The organism is Microcoleus sp. w1-18aA5, assembly GCF_036701705.1.
Lineage (GTDB): Bacteria > Cyanobacteriota > Cyanobacteriia > Cyanobacteriales > Microcoleaceae > Microcoleus.
The window spans coordinates 1-17,738 of the sequence record NZ_JAUPTE010000058.1 but is presented as its reverse complement, the minus strand read 5'-3'; the positions used below and the strand labels follow the sequence as shown (position 1 = coordinate 17,738).

Annotated in this window: 15 protein-coding genes and 1 pseudogene; 7 read left to right on the top strand and 9 right to left on the bottom strand. The window is 46.3% G+C overall.

The window, feature by feature from the left end; translation table 11 throughout:
* Positions 1-10: 10 nt before the first annotated feature.
* Positions 11-3,220 carry a glycoside hydrolase family 15 protein gene (locus tag Q5691_RS19475; protein ID WP_333346428.1) on the top strand — a complete coding sequence of 1,070 codons (3,210 nt, stop codon included), beginning with the start codon at positions 11-13 and terminating at the stop codon, positions 3,218-3,220.
* A 158-nt stretch (positions 3,221-3,378) separates the two neighbouring features.
* Here Q5691_RS19475 and hisB read toward each other — a convergent pair whose 3' ends face one another.
* The gene (gene hisB, locus Q5691_RS19470) at positions 3,379-4,017 is read right to left on the bottom strand and encodes an imidazoleglycerol-phosphate dehydratase HisB (RefSeq protein WP_445305840.1); all 639 of its coding nucleotides are present in this window, start codon (positions 4,015-4,017) and stop codon (positions 3,379-3,381) included.
* A gap of 218 nt (positions 4,018-4,235) precedes the next feature.
* On the bottom strand, positions 4,236-5,012 hold the full coding sequence (fabI, locus tag Q5691_RS19465; protein WP_006634022.1) for an enoyl-ACP reductase FabI: 777 nt from the start codon (positions 5,010-5,012) through the stop codon (positions 4,236-4,238).
* 329 nt (positions 5,013-5,341) lie between these two features.
* On the opposite strand from fabI, the gene ntcA reads away from it, so the two are divergent.
* From ntcA to Q5691_RS19450, 3 genes are all read left to right on the top strand, one after another.
* Entirely contained in the window at positions 5,342-6,007 is a 666-nt protein-coding gene (gene ntcA, locus Q5691_RS19460) for a global nitrogen regulator NtcA (protein WP_006634020.1), read from the top strand.
* A 77-nt stretch (positions 6,008-6,084) separates the two neighbouring features.
* Complete coding sequence (locus Q5691_RS19455) at positions 6,085-7,767, top strand: DUF3084 domain-containing protein (protein WP_333346423.1); 1,683 nt, start codon at positions 6,085-6,087, stop codon at positions 7,765-7,767.
* Between the two features lie 29 nt (positions 7,768-7,796).
* The gene (locus Q5691_RS19450) at positions 7,797-8,192 is read left to right on the top strand and encodes a pre-16S rRNA-processing nuclease YqgF (RefSeq protein ID WP_333346420.1); all 396 of its coding nucleotides are present in this window, start codon (positions 7,797-7,799) and stop codon (positions 8,190-8,192) included.
* 133 nt (positions 8,193-8,325) lie between these two features.
* On the opposite strand, the gene Q5691_RS19445 is transcribed toward Q5691_RS19450, so the two are convergent.
* Positions 8,326-8,772 (bottom strand): hypothetical protein, encoded by a 447-nt coding sequence (locus tag Q5691_RS19445; protein ID WP_333346417.1) that lies wholly within the window; start codon positions 8,770-8,772, stop codon positions 8,326-8,328.
* A gap of 464 nt (positions 8,773-9,236) precedes the next feature.
* Positions 9,237-10,817, bottom strand: coding sequence for a photosystem II high light acclimation radical SAM protein (locus Q5691_RS19440; RefSeq protein WP_333346459.1), 1,581 nt, complete (start codon positions 10,815-10,817; stop codon positions 9,237-9,239).
* Between the two features lie 374 nt (positions 10,818-11,191).
* Between Q5691_RS19440 and Q5691_RS19435 the strand changes: the two genes are divergently transcribed.
* On the top strand, positions 11,192-11,581 hold the full coding sequence (locus Q5691_RS19435) for a DUF1830 domain-containing protein (RefSeq protein ID WP_333213557.1): 390 nt from the start codon (positions 11,192-11,194) through the stop codon (positions 11,579-11,581).
* Positions 11,582-11,818: 237 nt separating this feature from the next.
* Positions 11,819-12,409: a hypothetical protein gene (locus tag Q5691_RS19430; protein ID WP_333213555.1), complete on the top strand. Its 591-nt coding sequence runs from the start codon at positions 11,819-11,821 to the stop codon at positions 12,407-12,409.
* A gap of 140 nt (positions 12,410-12,549) precedes the next feature.
* Here the strand turns inward: Q5691_RS19430 and Q5691_RS19425 are convergent, their stop codons facing one another.
* From Q5691_RS19425 to Q5691_RS19405, 5 genes are all read right to left on the bottom strand, one after another.
* Positions 12,550-13,635 carry a DUF3474 domain-containing protein gene (locus tag Q5691_RS19425; protein WP_333213553.1) on the bottom strand — a complete coding sequence of 362 codons (1,086 nt, stop codon included), beginning with the start codon at positions 13,633-13,635 and terminating at the stop codon, positions 12,550-12,552.
* Positions 13,636-14,375: 740 nt separating this feature from the next.
* A complete protein-coding gene (gene purF / locus Q5691_RS19420) occupies positions 14,376-15,842 on the bottom strand; it encodes an amidophosphoribosyltransferase (RefSeq protein WP_333213551.1) in 1,467 nt (488 codons plus the stop codon).
* A 558-nt stretch (positions 15,843-16,400) separates the two neighbouring features.
* A complete protein-coding gene (locus Q5691_RS19415) occupies positions 16,401-16,865 on the bottom strand; it encodes a hypothetical protein (protein ID WP_333346414.1) in 465 nt (154 codons plus the stop codon).
* The gene (locus Q5691_RS19410) at positions 16,862-17,104 is read right to left on the bottom strand and encodes a hypothetical protein (RefSeq protein ID WP_333346411.1); all 243 of its coding nucleotides are present in this window, start codon (positions 17,102-17,104) and stop codon (positions 16,862-16,864) included. The genes Q5691_RS19415 and Q5691_RS19410 overlap by 4 nt, the downstream gene beginning before the upstream one ends.
* Positions 17,105-17,170: 66 nt before the next feature.
* On the bottom strand, positions 17,171-17,326 hold the full coding sequence (locus tag Q5691_RS19405; RefSeq protein WP_333213545.1) for a hypothetical protein: 156 nt from the start codon (positions 17,324-17,326) through the stop codon (positions 17,171-17,173).
* 263 nt (positions 17,327-17,589) lie between these two features.
* On the opposite strand from Q5691_RS19405, the pseudogene Q5691_RS19400 reads away from it, so the two are divergent.
* Positions 17,590-17,738: pseudogene (locus tag Q5691_RS19400) on the top strand (IS5/IS1182 family transposase); the annotation flags it as partial.

Below are 17,738 nucleotides of genomic sequence, written 5' to 3'. Positions count from 1 at the left end.
GGAAAACGAAATGGCGATCGCAAAAACCCAGCGGCAAACCAGGTTAGATTATTACTACCAGCAAATCAAAAACATCATCCTCAAGCGCCAAAATCCAATTACTGGTTTGCTGCCGGCGAGTACCGCCGTTAACGCCCACGGCGACTACACCGATGCCTGGGTGCGGGACAACGTGTACAGCATTCTCGCGGTTTGGGGTTTGGGTTTAGCTTATCGCAAAATTGATGGCGATCAGGGCAGAACATTTGAACTCGAACAAAGCACAGTCAAACTAATGCGAGGCTTGCTGTTTGCGATGATGCAGCAATCGAGCAAAGTAGAACGTTTTAAAAATACTCAGTCGCCGCTAGATGCGTTGCACGCTAAATACAATACTCAAACTGGAGGGATTGTTGTCGGCGATGACAAGTGGGGACATTTACAGGTAGACGCTACATCTATATTCTTATTAATTCTTGCTCAAATGACGGCTTCCGGGCTGCACGTAATTTTTACAATTGATGAAGTCAATTTCGTGCAAAATTTAGTTTACTACATCGGTAGAGCCTACCGCACGCCGGATTACGGAATTTGGGAAAGAGGCCATAAAATCAATCGCGGCAATGCAGAATTGAACGCCAGTTCAGTTGGCATGGCCAAAGCAGCCCTAGAAGCAATAAATGGGTTGGATTTGTTTGGAATTAAAGGCTCTCAAGCGTCAGTTATTCACGTTTTGCCAGACGAAATTGCCAGAAGTCGCATAACTCTGGAATCGCTTTTGCCTCGCGAATCTAGTTCAAAAGAAGTAGATGCCGCTTTATTGAGTGTGATTAGTTTTCCGGCTTTTGCTGTGGAAGATCGAGAATTAATAGAACGGACTCGAAATAAGATTATTGACAAATTGCAAGGAAAATACGGCTGCAAGCGGTTTCTGCGGGACGGACACCAAACAGTTTTAGAAGATGCCGATCGCCTGCACTACGAACCCACAGAATTAAGGCAGTTCGAGCACATTGAATGCGAGTGGCCACTATTTTTCACTTATTTATTGTTGGACGGCATATTTCAGGGAAATCAAGCCCAAGTGCAGGAGTACCAGCAGCGTTTGGAATCTCTAGCAGTCGATCGCTCTGGTTTGCCGCTACTACCCGAATTGTATTACGTCCCCGCCGAAAATATAGAAGCAGAAAAGCTAAATCCCAGCAGCCAGCAGCGCTTACCGAATGAAAATATTCCCCTGGTTTGGGCGCAAAGTTTGTACTTTCTCGGTCAATTGCTGAACGAAGGATTAATCGCAGTTGGCGACATCGACCCGCTGGGAAGGCACCTATCAGTGGACCAACACAGAGAACCTTTAGTGCAAATTGCACTGTTAGCTGAAGACGAAGATTTGCAAGCAGAATTAGCCGCTAACGGCATTGCGGCACAAACCCCAAAACAGGTAGAACCAATTCAAGTCCGCCAGACTAAAGAATTATCAGCTATTTACACGCAAATTGGACGTAACGACCAATTAGGCTTAACTGGCCGCCCCGTGCGCCGTCTGCGGAGTTTAACAACTTCTCGGGTGTTTAAAATTCGCGAAGAGGCGATCGTATTTCTCCCCTCGTTTTTGAACAGACAAGAGTTTTACTTAACTTTAGATTACCATTTTTTAGTAGCTCAAATCAAGAGCGAAATAGCTCACATTCACCGCCACTGGTATCAGTTGGGACGCCCTACGGTAACGCTGATGCTGACTCACACGATGCTGGAAACCGGGCGGGAAGCGTTGTTAGAATTAATGAAGGAATTCCGGGATGGACACTGTAACAACACGCCAGTTAAACTCGGAAATCTTAAGCAGTTAATGCTGACCGCTGGCACGGAAAGAATTGATTTCATGCACGATTTTGAATTTACCGAATCTCCGGTGACAGGTGCACTAGAAACGCGCAGCTATCTAACTTACAATACCGAAAAAACTTGGCCTTTGGGTCACACGCAAGAATTTAAATTAGAGTGCGAAACTAATACTCAATTCTTGCTAACTAGCCTGCGCGATTCAGAAAATTTGTACGAACAAATTGAGTTACTGCACACCTTAGTTCGCCTCAAAGGATTAAATTTTGATACGGGATTTGGAGGGGCGGAAGAAACAGTTAAAGTTGTGGATTTGCTCAACGAAGTTTATATAAAAGCTGGAGAAAGTTCGCAATCAAAAATCCAATGGGCAGTCATCCGCCATGCCGCAGGTTTGCTGGACAAAGTTGATATCAGCTTATCCGATGCGGTGACAGACATTTTGGTTCGACAAAAACAGATTGCTGTGGGGAAAGCCTACAGCGAAGATTCGATAATTTCACGGCCGGGCTCTTACACGGAAGTGATGGACAAAATTCGCCAATTCTGCGGAGAAGACATTCGCGATCGAGTTCTAACTCAAGAAGTTCTCATCTACCTCGGCCTGCTAATTAAAGCCGAACCGCAGTTATTTAAAGGCCTGCTGACGTTAAGAGTTAGCTACTTTATTTTGCTGCTGACTAGCGAGTTTGCCCGCGAATTGGGAGTTACGCAAAATGAAGCTTACGAACATTTAATGCAGCTAAGTCCCTTTGAAATCAAAAATCGCCTGCGCCAAGTGTTGACGGAATACGAGGAAATGAATGAAATCCTCAAACAGCAAGAATCCCTGCGCGTCAAACAGCCGGAAAAAGATATTGAATGGGTAGTAGCGCCAGTTTCCGAAGAACCAACAATGCCTGGGGGAGGATGGCGTCGGAAGCGGCAAATGGAAGGTACTGTCAATCGCGTACCGAAGGATTTTTATCCGAGTGTTTGGGGACTGCTGCGGCACTGCAAAGGCTTGATAATTGGCGACAAATTAGAGCGGCGCAATCGGTTAGATAGCCATATCATTTTATCGGAAATGACGCCGGGGGAAAAAAATTTTGCGCTACAAATCGAGCATTTGCTGAATAAAATTGTGGCGCCAGAATACCGGCAAGTCAATATTGAGGCGCTGATGGAGTTGGCTGCGATCGCCCAGCGCAACCCGGAATTGCAAGTAGAAGAATACATCGTTTTAGATGTATTAGTCGGTCACGCAGTGCGGCTTAATTGGCAAGGAAAACACCCGGAAAGAGCCGATAAATACGACGAAGATAAAGCGGCGGCTTGGCAAGCTTTTTACAATACTTCGCCTTACGTTTGTGCGAGTCATGTACTCGATGCTTTCCGATTCTTGACGAAGTTTGGATAGATTGAGGGCGGGTGGTTAATACAAGTCTCGATCGACCTGTTTGTAGTAAGGACTTCAGTTTTTTCTTTGCCAACTCATCAGCAAAGTATTCTAACTATTTAACTGGACATGGTATGACAGGTTCGTAGTAGCGCCCAAACGCTACTACAAACCCCATACTACAAAACTCCTTTAGAACTCGGAATCCGACTGGCGCGCCGGGGATCAATTTCTACCGCCATCCGCAGAGCTCGCGCAAATGCCTTAAACGCCGCTTCCACAATGTGATGAGAATTTCCGCCCTGCAACTGTCGAATGTGCAGTGTCATTTGAGTGTGGTTCACCACCGCCGAAAAAAACTCTTTCACTAATTCAGTATCGTAAGTGCCGATCCGCTGGTTGGGAATTTCCAAGCTGTAACTTAAGTGAGGCCGTCCCGAAAAGTCTAGCACTACTTCAATTAAAGCTTCATCCAAAGGTGCGATGAAATGCCCGAAGCGAGAAATGCCCGATCGATCCCCGACAGCTTTTGCTAGGGCTTGGCCCAAGGTAATTCCCACATCTTCGTTTGTGTGGTGGTCGTCAATCTCCAAATCCCCGATCGCCTGCACATCCAAATCGATCAATCCGTGAGAAGCAATCTGGTGCAACATATGGTCTAAAAACGGAATCCCCGTAGACGCTTTGCAGGTTCCCACACCGTCGAGATTGAGACTGGCCGTGACATCCGTTTCCAGTGTCGTGCGTTTCACCAGGGCGGCCCTAGCTGGTTGAACTGAATTTGTAGGAGGTAGAGAAGGGCGATCGATTATCTCCATAATTCGCAATTGGTCATTCATTAGTAATTAATTAGTAATTTGGGATTAGCACTTTTCCAGCAGACAGTTGAAATCGAACAGGGGACAGTTTTTTCGAGAGTCTAAAAACCTCGCTGCGTCGCCCGCAAGCGTTGTCGAAGGGTCAACTATCAACTGTCAAAAAACCTCACGCTTCACTGTCAACTGTCAACTGTCAACTGTCAACTGTTTGCAAGCTGTTACATTCCCATGATTTCGTAACCGGCATCGACATACAAAACTTGACCCGTAATCCCGCTAGCGAGATTGCTGCACAGAAAAGCCGCAGCATTTCCCACTTCCTGCTGAGTCACCGTCCGCCGCAACGGGGCCACTTCCTCAACGTGGTGGATCATGTCCAGAATACCGCCAACTGCTGACGAAGCCAGAGTCCGAATCGGGCCAGAAGAAATTGCATTTACCCGAATATTTAACGGGCCCAGTTCAGCAGCCAGATAGCGAACATTCATTTCCAAAGCCGCCTTAGCAATTCCCATCACATTATAATTAGGAACTACCCGGACGCCGCCCAAGTAAGTCAGCGTCACAATACTGCCACCCTCGGCCATTAGCGGTTTAGCAGCAGCACAAAGCCGCACCAGCGAATAAGCGCTAATATCCAAAGCATTGGAGAAACCTTGGCGCGAAGTGTTGGTGAAGTCTCCCGAAAGTTCGTCCTTGCCGGCAAAAGCCAGACAGTGGATCAGGACATCTAACTTGCCCCACTTGTCGGCGATGGTTTGAAAAGTAGACTCAATTTCGCTCTCGTCTTGGACATTGCAGGGCAAATACAGACTGGGATTGAGCGGTTCCACCAGTTCAGCGACTTTACGCTCGTGCTTGCCTTTCTCGTCCTTCAAATAAGTTATGCCGAGGTTGGCCCCAGCTTTGTGGAGCTGCTGAGCGATGCCCCAGGCGATCGAGCGATTGTTGGCAATGCCCGTAACAAGAGCATTTTTTCCGGTCAAATCTATCATCTGTAGTTTATCTAAAAGCAACTTGCACCGTTCTCATTGGCTATATCTGACAACCCCGCCAGTTTAGACACAACTGATTCAGATTTAACTGATTCAGACACAATTGAGACACAATTGAGACACAATTGATATTAATTTTGCTGTGGAGCTACATGGGGGCGGAATTGAAAAAGTTAAGAGAAGGGCTAGATTTAATCATACAGTGCGTGTTTACCTTAACATTAGATGGAAGTAACAGAATCCCTAGATATTGGAGGTTGGGCAGTATATTTACTCAATAAGGTTAATCGGCAAGTTATAAAGTATTGATTAGTACAAAGGATCTAGTCGTGACGCATGATAGACCGCTAGCAGCCGTGTTCCGCCAAATCAGCGGCGGGGCGTTTCCACCCATTGTGGAAACCTTTGAACGGGGCAAGACAATTTTTTTCCCTGGAGACCCGGCTGAGCGCGTCTACGTTCTCATTAGAGGTGCTGTGAAGCTCTCCAGGGTCTACGAAGCAGGGGAAGAAATTACAGTCGCCCTCCTGCGCGAAAATAGCGTATTTGGGGTGCTGTCTTTGATTACGGGACACCGATCGGACAGGTTTTACCACGCGGTAGCCTTTACGCCGGTGGAATTGATCTCGCTGCCGATCGAACAAGTCGAGAAAGCGCTCAAGGAAGACCCGGAATTGTCGATGGTGATGCTGCGGGGACTGTCGTCTCGGATTTTGCAAACCGAGATGATGATTGAAACACTGGCCCACCGAGATATGGGTTCGAGACTCGTCAGCTTTTTGCTGATTCTGTGCCGGGATTTTGGCGTGCCCGGTACAGAGGGGATTACGATAGATTTGAAGCTGTCCCACCAGGCGATCGCCGAAGCGATCGGCTCGACACGGGTAACTGTGACTCGTTTACTGGGCGATCTCAGACAAGAAACCATGATCTCGATCCACAAGAAAAAGATCACAGTCCACAACCCGGTGGCCCTAAGCCAGCAATTCACTTGATGCCGAGAAAGTATAGGATTTTGGATTTTGGATTTTAGATTCAATCCAAAATCCAAAATCCAAAATCTAAAATCGGAATGACTGCTGGATACATCCTGGTATTTGTAATTTTAGTGTTGGGGGGTGTGATCGCCACTGTCAGCGATCGCCTTGGGACGAAAGTCGGCAAGGCAAGGTTGAGCTTATTCAAACTTCGCCCCCGCGATACTGCTGTTGTTGTGACAGTGATGGCCGGCAGCATCCTGTCAGCAATTACTCTGGGCATTTTGTTTGCTACTAGCAAGCCGCTGCGAACGGGAGTTTTTAGAATAGACGAGATTCAAAAAAGGCTCAACAACGCCCGCCGAGAAATCAACCAAGCCACTCAAGAAAAAAATCGAGTTGAAACTGAATTAGCTCAAGCCAGGGCAGCTCAAGCGCAAGCTAGAGCCAATTTAGAGCAAATTAATCAATCCCTCCAAGCAGCTAATGCTGAGCAAGCTCGGACGCAAACAAAATTAAACTCGCTGCGGGCCCAGCTCAACAGCGTGCAAGCAGCCAAGTCTAAAACTGAAGAGCAGTTAAGTCAGGTAGAAGCGGCTAAATCTAAGACAGAAGAACAGCTCAGCAGTGTGGAAGCGGCTAAATCCCGCACCGAAGAACAGTTGAAACTGGTTGAAACGATCCGATCGACTACACAAGCTCAGCTCGATCGCACCGAGAACCAATTGAAAACAGTTTCTGGTCAAAAAACGACTTTAGGAGCGGAAATCGCCCAACTGCAGGAGGAACGCCAACAGTTAATCGAGCAGGTAAAAACTCAAATTGCCCAGCGCGATCAAGAAATTGCCAAGCGAGAGAGAGAAATTGCCAGGCGAGACGCAGAAATTGTCGATCGCAACGAATTAATTGCCCAGCGAGACAAGGAAATTGCTCAGCGGGTGCAAAATCTGGCCGAGCGCGATCGAACTATTGTCGAGCGCGACAAAGTAATTGCCGAGAGGGAAGCACTCCTAGAAACCTTGGCACAGCAACAATCTCAACTCGAACAGCAACAAACTTTATTGCAGCAGCAAGTGCAAGTTTTGGAACGCGATTTTCAGGCAATCCGCGAGGGTACAGTTGCCATCAGGCGCGGTCAAATTTTAGCTGCTGGCGTCGTTCGTATTATTGAGCCTGGTATGGCGAGTCGCGCGATCGATCGACTCTTGCAAGAAGCAAATAAAACCACCGTCGGACTCATGCAGCCGGAAAATAGGAAGGTTAGAGACCAGGTTATTCAAATTACTAAAGCAGAAATCGATCAACTAATTAGTCAGATTAAAGACGGTCAAGATTACGTGGTGCGGATTGTCGCCGGCGCTAATTACCTGCGGGAAGAAAAGGTAATTAAGGTATTTGCAGAAGCAGAAATCAATCGAGTTGTTTTCCGCGCTGGAGATGTGATTGCAGGGGTTGCTGTCGATCCCGTGACTTTGACCGACGAACAGGTGCGGCAGCAGTTGCTGCAATTGATAGAAGCTTGTCAATTTCGCGCTCGCCTGATCGGTGTTGTCGGCGGTAGAGTTCAAGTGGCCGACAGTCAGATTGAAACTTTAGCTGGTTTTATCGAGCGATTGCAGCAGTACGAGAAACCGCTGGACGTTCAGGCGATCGCAGCCGATGTCACTTACATCGCCGGCCCGCTTAAAATAGATTTAGTTGCTCTTGAAAACGGAGCCGTTGTGTTCCGCACCGGACAACAAAAACAAGGCCCCGGAGACTTGAAAATTAAAAAATAAACTTGGTAATTAATAATAGGTAACTGGCTATGATTTTAGGTTTCGATCCAGGTAAAGACAAATGTGGCATAGCTGTAATGGGTAGAGATAAGAAGGTCTGCTACCATCAAGTTGTGCAGTCCGAAGCAGCGATATCTACTATTCAATCTTTGTGCGAACAGTTTTCGATTGAGTTATTGGTAATCGGAGATCAAACGACTTCTAAGAGTTGGAAACAAAAACTAACGCAGAGTTTGTCGCCTGCGATCAAAATTGTTCAGGTTGACGAGAGGTTCAGCAGTTTGGAAGCCAAGGAACGCTACTGGGAAATGTACCCTCCGACGGGATTTTCTCGCTTGATTCCCCAGGGGATGCGGACGCCGCCGAGACCGGTGGACGATATTGTGGCGATCGTCCTAATTCAGAGGTATTTAAACAAAAGTTAGTCAATTTTATAAGCATTACCACTGATTCTATTTGATTATTTAGGAATCAATATGTTTTTGAGGCTCTTGAATTTTTAACTTAAATAAAATACACCCTAAATTTAGTTAATTTATCATTAACTAACAGTTAGTGTTACTTGATGACAGCTTCGGTCAAGATTACCTTACCATTCTGGCGGACTTGCAGGCGTTGGGGGTTAATCGAATAGATAATATTGCCGTTAGTCGCTTCATAAGTTCCGTCGTCACCTGTAGTTACTTGCATTACATTGATTTGGGTGCCATTTATTTTACTGAGGCCTCGGTAAAAAATATCGCCTTCCTGGGTTTTGCAAATGTATATAGAAAAGTTGGGCGTTGCGAAAAATTGCACCATTTCCGCTCTCGGACATCCCTCAACTTGAGCAATTTGCAGCGGTTGATTATTGCCCAAAGTGTTGGGTGCGATCGCCCGAACTTTGTCAATCGGTTGATTTAGTGCAGTTGCTTCTGCTGAGGCAGTCAAAAAGCAGATCGCACTAATGCCTGCCATAACTAGAACTACTCCTTTAATGCCCTTAACTCTCTCTTTATAAAACATCTTGTCACTCCTGGTTTTAACTATATAATTACATCTTAAGCGATCCTTGCTGGATATTAATAATATTTAATGTCAAAGGTGAGATGTGCAGGGGACACGGTACAGGGTCGGTTTAAGTAAGGTGCGAACTGTGCACGCTACACCAGTAAAAATACATAAGTATGTCAATGCGATCGCAGGAAAGCAATCTCTTGCATTTAGGACATTTTTAAGGTTTTATGACTTGTTCACGCTGATTTGAGAAACCGGGTTTCTTCATATATTTCTCGTTACTAAACCTTTGATTTTCCTAGAAACCAGGTTTCTAGACGCCCAGGCGCTCGCGAACTGACTCAGTTACAGGGTAATGTTTATTTGCGGTTAGCTATTTAGTGAATAATAAAAAGGGAAACAGAAGATACATTTTTCCTCCCATTTCCCATTTTTAAAATAACCGTCGTTCTGACTGCGAACCTGGTAATTAATTAATTAACTGCTGCCAACTGTTTGTCTTTGATTTCCACAGGCGCGGTTAAGGCCTCTTCCAAATCCGCACAGCCGAGTTTTTCCTCCAAAATAGCCATCACTTCGCGGCCGAAATCATTGGAATTCCGCTGCCAAGCTTCTAAACAAATTTGTCCAAAAAACGAACCCAAAGGTTCGGGATTCCACAGCAACTTGCGCGCTGTCCAAGGCATCAAACTCATCGGATCGTAACCAGGTTGCAGAATCTCCTTTTTAAAGGCGTATTCCTCCAAAATTGTGTGCGGCTGCAACCCGATAAAGAAAATAGCTGGTTCTACTTTATCTACTCCGAAAATTCGCTCTAATTCTCGGTGATAAGCAATAGTTTGCCGGATGGTTTCAAAGGTTTCGTCAATGACGTTAAATGAGTAATTAACGGAAACCACATCGTTGTAACCGGCTGCTTTTAAATCGCGACAATTTTCCAAAACTACTCGCAAGTTGTAGCCCATCCGCATTTTCCGAACCAGTTCCTGGGAACCGCTGGTGATGCCGATTTCAAAGTAATTCATCCCCGTTTTTACCATCAAATCGCACAACTCGGGTGTGAGATTGTCCGCACGGATGTAAGCGGCCCAGTGTATGTCAGTCATGCCGGCGGCGATGATTTTTTGCAATAATTCGATCGCATCATCGATGAATTTGCGTGCTGGGATAAATTGAGCGTCGGTAAACCAGAAATTGCGGATACCTCGATCGTACAATTGCCGAATCTCCGCCACCACCTCATCCGCCGGATTGATCCGCACTTGTTTCCCTTCAATCACGGTATAAATGCAGTAACAGCAATTATGAGGACAGCCGCGCTTGGTTTGGACTCCGACGTAGAAGTCCATATCTTGTAGATAATAGGAAAACTCGGGCCAAATCGTTTCGATGTAATTGTAATCGCAGGCAGTTTTCTCAATGTTGGCTGGCTTTTCGTGAATTAGCTTCGCGCGCGGCACAGTTTCTCCCACGACATAACACCTTTCCTCGGCCAAATCTTCGCCTTTAATCAACTTCTCCAGCAAAGCTTCGCCTTCCCCCACCGAAACCACAGTCCCCGCCGGCAAACTGCGGCCCAACTGTTCGTAAAACACGCTCACAGCACCGCCTCCGACCACTGCACGAGCTTCGGGGCGGTATTTCCGGGCCCGCTTCAATCCGCGCTTAATCAGTCCCAAATTGCGCCAGAGTTCGGTGTAGTAAGACGTGGCTAAACGCAGTCCTCCGAGGGCTCCCCGGAACTTGATCAGCGGATTTTTGGCGTAGTAAAACTCGAAGGCATTTTGCAACGGATTGCCGCCCCTGCCGCCCACGGGCGCATAAATTTGAATGTCCCGCCAAGAGAAAACCAGCAGCGTCGGCTTAAACTCGTCTATGCTGGCATCCAAAGCTTTAGCGAAATCCAGGGGGGGTACGGCACCTAAATCGAAAATGCGCTGTTCGACATCGGGAAACAGCTTGTGTACGTGATCCGAAAGATACACAACTCCGATCGGGAAAATAGGATTGCAGGGGAGGCGAACGTACAGGACTCGGTTTTCTCGGTTTTCCATGATTGCCATATCCTAAAGTGGAACTTTTTCAGCTATGTTAATATTCTTTTAATATAACTTTACAATATGTCTAATTTTCGCAATTTGACATTAAATATTCTTAAATTTTTCTATTGGGTTCAAGGCCGAGCTTGTTGGTGTCGATCGGCGAGAGCAGCAGAAAAAAGCTAATTTTTAAGTCAATACAGCGTATTTTGAATGAAAATCCCAGCGGGGAGTCAAAAATCCGATATTTATCCGGTTAGATTTTAATTTAAGTTCGATCGGTCTCTCATGTATTAGGGAGTTGGTAGTCGGCTTTACAGTAGGCGGGATCACCTAGTGTTAGCCTGAGAAGATAACTAAAACTTTTAGGCAAGGCTCCCTCAGCAGTTATGGCTCAAATTCTTGACCCCGTACCCTCAGACACCGACAGCAAGATTCTGTGCTGCTACGTTAACGCCACCAGTCAGATTCAGATTGCTCGCATCGCCAACATTCCTAACTGGTACTTTGAACGAGTGGTGTTTCCCGGACAGCGCTTAGTGTTTGAAGCGATGCCCGCTGCAGCATTGGAAATTCACACCGGGATGATGGCCAGTGCAATTTTGTCGGATAAAATTCCTTGCGATCGCTTGCAGATTAACGAAGGCCCCTATTCCAACGTCAATCCTAGCAGATCGCGAGAGGCAGTTCAGGGCGATCGAGCAGCAATGACTGGCCGCCCCAAATCCCGAGAAATCTCAGAACCTCTGACTGTACCGGCACTAACGGCCGTTGATTAATTGAAGTTGTGAGTTTTGAGTTATAAATTGTCAGTGAATTGATAACTCCGCGCTCAAAATTCCAACTTCAACAAAGCCTTAAAAACTCAACACTTAAGAATCAAAGTTTGTGAAATGAATTTTAGATCAAAACTCCCGACGGCAAATATTGTCCGGTTTTTCCTATTTCCCTGAGTTTGGTTGGCGGGTTCGGCAACTGTGCAAAAATATCCTTAAACAGCTTCTCGAATTTCAGCCATGTCAGCACAACCTCTTGCTTCTTCCCCATCTTCGGCCCCAGTATTTGAGCCGGCGGTATTCCGGCTTTCTCCCCTGATTAGAATCACGCTGTTGAGCTTGTACACAGCCCTGACAATTCCCTTGCCGTTTTTGTCGGAAGTAACAAAAGCACCGGTTCCCCCGGCGGGCCTCTGGGCGGCAATCTTTGTCGGCGCTGTGGGCCTGTACGGCGTGCTCAGTGAAAGGGTAATTTTGAGCGAGGAGGGGATTGAAGTCACATATCCCAACTGGTTTCCGCGTTGGTTTCGCAAGGGTTGGTCGCTACCTTGGACTGAGGTAAAAGCTCTCAAACCTCGATCGACCGGTCAAGGAGGTTTAGTTTACTATTTTTTGAGTCATTCGGGTGAAGGTTATTTGTTGCCAATGCGAGTGGCTGGGTTTGGTAAATTAGTCGGTTTGGTGGAAGCAAAAACAGGTATTGATACTAGAGATGTCCGCCCTTTGTCGCAGCCTTGGATGTATCTTATTTTACTGGGATGTACGCTGCTGTTGCTGTTGGTAGATGCGTGGACTATTGTTACGGCGATCGGGATCAAAGGTAATCTGTAAATTTCTTGTGGGGCGGGCAAGATGCCCGCCCCCAATATCCAGGCTAAATGTGGAACATCTTATTATCAAACACGCACAAAAAAGAAAAACCCGGTTTCTTTAAAAAGCCGGGTTTTTGCTTATTCTATTGTTTATTTAAGCTACTTAACTTCAGCAGAGCGCCGACTGTTAGGTGATTCGTAGTAAACTCCAGAACCTGTATCGGAGACAAAATGACAATCCCAGTAAGAGCGAATAAAGCTTTTCCAAATTGGCTCAGTTGACTTGCGGTAATAATCGCCCAACACTGGCTTGATGGCTTCCGTTGCTTCCTTCAAGTGATAGTGCGGCATGGTCGAGAAAATGTGGTGGGCTACGTGGGTGCCGATGTCGTGATGGATGGAATTGATGATTCCGTAGTCGCGATCGATCGTAGACAATGCACCTTTCAAGAAAGACCAATCTTTACCGCGATACCAAGGAATATCGGCTTCTGTGTGGTGCAGGAATGTTACCAAATCCAGCCACATCACGAACACTACATAGGGAACTAAGTAGAACTTGAGTAAAAACAGCCAACCAAACTGATAGGTTAGCGCGCCTAAAAAGCCTACCATCAGTACCAAGGATGCGGAACTCGTCAACACCTCCCATTTTTCGGACGGACGGAAAAGCGAGCTACCGGGCATGAAGTGAGAACCAGTTCGATCGGGCGATCGGCGAAATAGATAAATTGGATAGGCAAATAACATCAAATAAAAGCGTCCCAGCTTTTCGTACCAAGGCATTTGATTGTATTTGCTCTCCGATACCGGATACCAGCTTTCATCGTTATCTAAGCTGCCTGTATTTGCGTGGTGGGTTCTGTGACTAATCCGCCAACCGTGGAAAGGCACGAGAATTGGAGCGTGGGAGAGGTGTCCGATCAGGTTGTTGAGCCATTTGCTCTTAGAAAATGAACCGTGTCCGCAGTCGTGGCCCACTACAAACAATGCCCAAAACATGGTTCCCTGCATCAACCAAAAGATTGGGTAAAAAAGCCAGGAATCGACGGTGTAGGCGATCGCATATAAACCTGCGATGATGCCAATATCTAAAAAGAAATAAGCCAGAGATTTCCATGCCGAGGGCTCAAAACAGTGGGCTGGAATGGCTGCCTTGATATCTTGAAGAGTAAAAGGTAACTCTGCTGTACGAGAGGATGAGCCTGGATTGCTCGCGGGATTGAGAACAGTATTTGATTGCACGAAGTTTCCGATTTAAGCTGACTTGAGAAACCGCATTCCGCCTTCTTTTAACAGTCAATCGATTTTAGATTTTAGATTTTAGATTTTAGATTTACTCCACAGATGAATCTGGGGGCTTAAACTAATATCTAAATTTTTTGGCTCTCCCCGACATGAGTCGGGGGGTTGTATCCCTATGCAGGTGAGGTCAGTTTCAACCTGCAAGGAGCCATATTTTTACTCTGCAAGGGTTTCTAAAGTTCTTTAGTTCGCATGAATAGCCCGTCCGCGATTCTCAAGCAAGTTGGCTTGTCGAATACTTGTGTCGGAAAAATTAGTGCGATCGACCCTATTATCTGAAAAAATCTCCTGTGCCCGTTGTTGGTGCGAAATGCGACTTCAATCTGAGAGTGGACATCTGGAGGAACTACCTCCAGTCTGCAGGTAGCATACAGCGTTTCGAGCAAGAATTGTGAACGAGAGTGTAGGGAAAAACCATCGATTTTAGATTGGCGATTTTAGATTCAAGCACAAATCTCCAATCTTCAATCTTCAATCTCCCATCTCCAATCCGAGGGTTGGGTTTCACACAAGTTTTACCCAAGGGACTGTTCACTACAGTTCACCAATTCTGCAACAATTGCTACAGCTAAGTTAATGTAACATTTCTACACACATTCTGGCAACGACTTACCAGAAAATTTTGAAAATCCCTAAATCGCGGAAATTGACGGGCGATCGCTTTCTCGCTTTTTGATTTTTTAGGTTCCAGCTTTTTCTAATATGAGCTTAGACCGTTTTACCATTTCTGGAACGTCGATCGGATAATCACCAGTGAAACACGCCGAACAAAAACTCATTGGGTCTTCGTTAGTCGCCTTCAGCATTCCATCCCAACTCAAGAAAGCCAAAGAATCTACCCCAATTTGGGCGCCAATTTCTGCGACTGACTTAGTAGCCGCAATCAACTGATCTTGATTGTCGGTGTCGATCCCGTAGAAACAAGGATGAGTCACCGGCGGCGAGGAAATTCTCATGTGAACTGCTGTTGCGCCCGCATCCCGCAAGGCTTTCACAATTTTGCGACTGGTAGTACCGCGCACGATCGAATCGTCGATAATAATTACTCGCTTTCCTTCCAAGACATCTTTGAGAGGGTTGAGTTTCATGCGGATTCCTGACTCCCGCATTGTCTGAGTCGGTTGAATAAAAGTGCGCCCGACGTAGCGATTTTTAATCAATCCTTCGGCGTAAGGAATGCCGGAAGCTTGAGAAAAGCCGATCGCCGCCGGGATTCCAGAATCGGGAACGCCGATAACTATATCAGCATCAGCCGGAGATTCTGCTGCCAACAAACGCCCGATCCGCAGTCGGTAGCTGTATAAACTTTCACCTTCCATTTGGCTGTCGGGTCGAGCAAAATAGATCATTTCAAAGATGCAAAGTTTGCGCTTTTGTTGCTGACTCCAGTGGAAGGAAGCCATACCTTCCTCTGTAATCCAAACTAATTCCCCCGGTTCTACGTCCCGCAAAAATTCAGCACCAATAATATCTAAGCCACAAGTTTCCGATGCTAAAACGTATCGTACCGGAGTTGTGGGGAGGATGCCAATTACCAACGGGCGGACGCCTTGGGGGTCGCGGACTCCCATCACGCCTTTGGGGGTGGCGATGGTCAAACTAAAGGCTCCTTGGCACATACCAAAGGCGCTGATCGCTGCTTCCAGCCAGTCTTTGCCCTTGTCTACTTCGGAACCGATCGCCACTGCGATCGCCTCTGAATCCGTCGTACTGACAAATTCGCACTTCCGAGACAGCAATTCTTCGCGCAATTCTTTTGTATTGACAAGATTCCCGTTATGTGCTAATGCCAGACTTCCCAAACGGGTTTGGACGACAACAGGTTGAGCGTTGACCACGCGCGAGGAGCCGGTAGTAGAGTAGCGAGTGTGGCCTACTGCTAAGTTACCGGGCAAGTGACCTAAACTCGATTCGTTAAAGACTTGGGAAACCAGTCCCATATCTTTGTGCAGGTGGACTTTTTCACCTTCAAAGGTGGCAATTCCTGCTGATTCCTGACCGCGGTGCTGCAAAGCATACAAACCGAAGTAGGTCAACTTGGCGACATCTTCACCCGGTGCGTAGATACCGAAAACGCCACAAGCTTCCTCGGGCTTGTCGGGTTTACTAGAATGCTCGTCAGCCGCGAAGGAATGGTTGGGAATCATAGATGGGTGGGTTCCTAATGGGGAAGGTGGGTTAGGGGGACAGTTTCAGCGGGAAATCTTGTTTGCGAAAGCGTCGCATAACTTAACATTCCCTTAATCTTGCCACGGATCTGTCATTATTTCCAACTCGTGTAGCATTTCAGACAGAAGCGATGCGGCGTTTAAGGGCATTGTAGTATCGATCGCTCGCAAATTCTATACTAACCTTGATTAAGGGCGGGCGAGGGATGTGGCGAGGGATGCGGCGATTGTCAAACGAAGTCCGCGCAACGCCAGAATGAAGAGATCGGCGATCGTGCAATGGCAAATAAATTAGGAAATTGCTTGATGGGCTTTTTGAAATATTAGAATTTAAGGGCGATCGAGGTTGACTTTTCTGTGAGATTGACCTACTATATCATCATGGGAATCTGTGCGGCCATGTAAAGTCAATTTTGGGCGCGATAGAGTATTAAGTAATGTCGTATTTTGTAGGGTGCGTCGCTATGAGATTGGCCTCTTACTTGGAGATTGTTTCGGGCGACGCACCCTACAGCTTCAACCCACGCACCATCAGGTTTACGTTGGTGTAGACGCGGTTTCAACCGCCGATTCCAATTCTTGAAAAATTTTGTAACTACCGCAAACTACTTCGATACAAATATCCCCTTCCAGTCGAAAGTAGAAAAGGGACGAAGAACTTGTCTCAACCAAACCGGCTTGATTTTGAAAAGGATAGGAAAAAGTAGATAAAATTTGACTCTTATCTTCTGTCAATTGTCTTAATTCTGCGTTACCCACCCAGAAGCAAGACTCTTCTGAGTCGGAGTTGACTGGTTGAGAGATTACCTGATGAACGAGTTGATAGAATTCGATGGAAGTGTCATAAATCCCGGTTCCGAATGTAAAGTCTAAGCGCAAGGTTAAAGGTTGGGGGATTAGAGTAATGCCTGCAAGGTCGGCACTTTTCAAGTCTTCTATGCAAAAATGTTTTAAAGGGCGATTCCCTACGGGATAGCTACGCTTCACGGCTGTAAGAGTCATATAATTATATTTTCTCCGGTACTGTGGGTGTTTGAACCTGCCATGAATTGAATCTGATTGCCAAACTGGTCGTATAGGCGGCGGTAACTTTTACCGCGATCGTTTTTTATTTTAGGCCCAGTTCGGACAATTTCACCAGCGGGTCTAATATGAATTAAACTACCATCAGGATGCTCGAATGTTTCATATCCACCCTCTGTTTTAGTTTTGAATACAAAGCCGCTATCTGCTATAATCACTTATAATCACTAGGGCTTCTGACTTGGTTTTTGCCGTTAAATTAGGCAACTGCTGAGATGCTACATTCATTGCTGCTGTCGGTCAAGTTTCTGCACCAACTGAGCGCGTTTTTGCTCCCACCAATCATCGGTAATCTCTATAGAATTGCCACTATCCAAACCAGCCAAAAATAACGACTCAACCCGCGCGAGTCTTGCTTGTTCTTGGCGAATTAGATGCAAGATGTATTCCGCTGCATTACTGTAGCCTCCGATTCCACTTGTTCGTTAATAAAATTTTGAATTGAATGGGGCAGAGGAAGATTGAGGGTCATATTTTTTATCCTTCCTAATATGTGACATTGGCATATTTTAACTATTATAGGGCTTGCTGAATATATCGCCCGCGTGTTACGTGGCCTGGGTTATTTGATCGCGCGCTCAATAGTAAAGTGCAAGATAAACAGGTAGAATAGGTCAAAAGCCCTGCATCACCACCTGCGATCGTGTACAGAAAAGCTGAGCTTGCTCCCCTCCCAGCCTTAGACTTTGAACTAGCCAACGGGTCTAAATTGTCAGCGGACAACCGTTGGGTAAAAATGGCCAAAATAATCCCGTGGTCTGAATTTGAATCAGAATATGCGGCCAATTTCCC

What these genes read in the sequence shown, in the direction of transcription:
- Q5691_RS19440 (WP_333346459.1), bottom strand. Translation starts at nt 10,817, where the DNA reads ATGGAAAACCGAGAAAACCGAGTCCTGTACGTTCGCCTCCCCTGCAAT.
- Q5691_RS19455 (WP_333346423.1), top strand. Translation starts at nt 6,085, where the DNA reads ATGACTGCTGGATACATCCTGGTATTTGTAATTTTAGTGTTGGGGGGT.
- Q5691_RS19450 (WP_333346420.1), top strand. Translation starts at nt 7,797, where the DNA reads ATGATTTTAGGTTTCGATCCAGGTAAAGACAAATGTGGCATAGCTGTA.
- Q5691_RS19430 (WP_333213555.1), top strand. Translation starts at nt 11,819, where the DNA reads ATGTCAGCACAACCTCTTGCTTCTTCCCCATCTTCGGCCCCAGTATTT.
- Q5691_RS19435 (WP_333213557.1), top strand. Translation starts at nt 11,192, where the DNA reads ATGGCTCAAATTCTTGACCCCGTACCCTCAGACACCGACAGCAAGATT.
- Q5691_RS19445 (WP_333346417.1), bottom strand. Translation starts at nt 8,772, where the DNA reads ATGTTTTATAAAGAGAGAGTTAAGGGCATTAAAGGAGTAGTTCTAGTT.
- purF (WP_333213551.1), bottom strand. Translation starts at nt 15,842, where the DNA reads ATGATTCCCAACCATTCCTTCGCGGCTGACGAGCATTCTAGTAAACCC.
- Q5691_RS19415 (WP_333346414.1), bottom strand. Translation starts at nt 16,865, where the DNA reads ATGACTCTTACAGCCGTGAAGCGTAGCTATCCCGTAGGGAATCGCCCT.
- Q5691_RS19475 (WP_333346428.1), top strand. Translation starts at nt 11, where the DNA reads ATGGCGATCGCAAAAACCCAGCGGCAAACCAGGTTAGATTATTACTAC.
- fabI (WP_006634022.1), bottom strand. Translation starts at nt 5,012, where the DNA reads ATGATAGATTTGACCGGAAAAAATGCTCTTGTTACGGGCATTGCCAAC.
- hisB (WP_445305840.1), bottom strand. Translation starts at nt 4,017, where the DNA reads ATGGAGATAATCGATCGCCCTTCTCTACCTCCTACAAATTCAGTTCAA.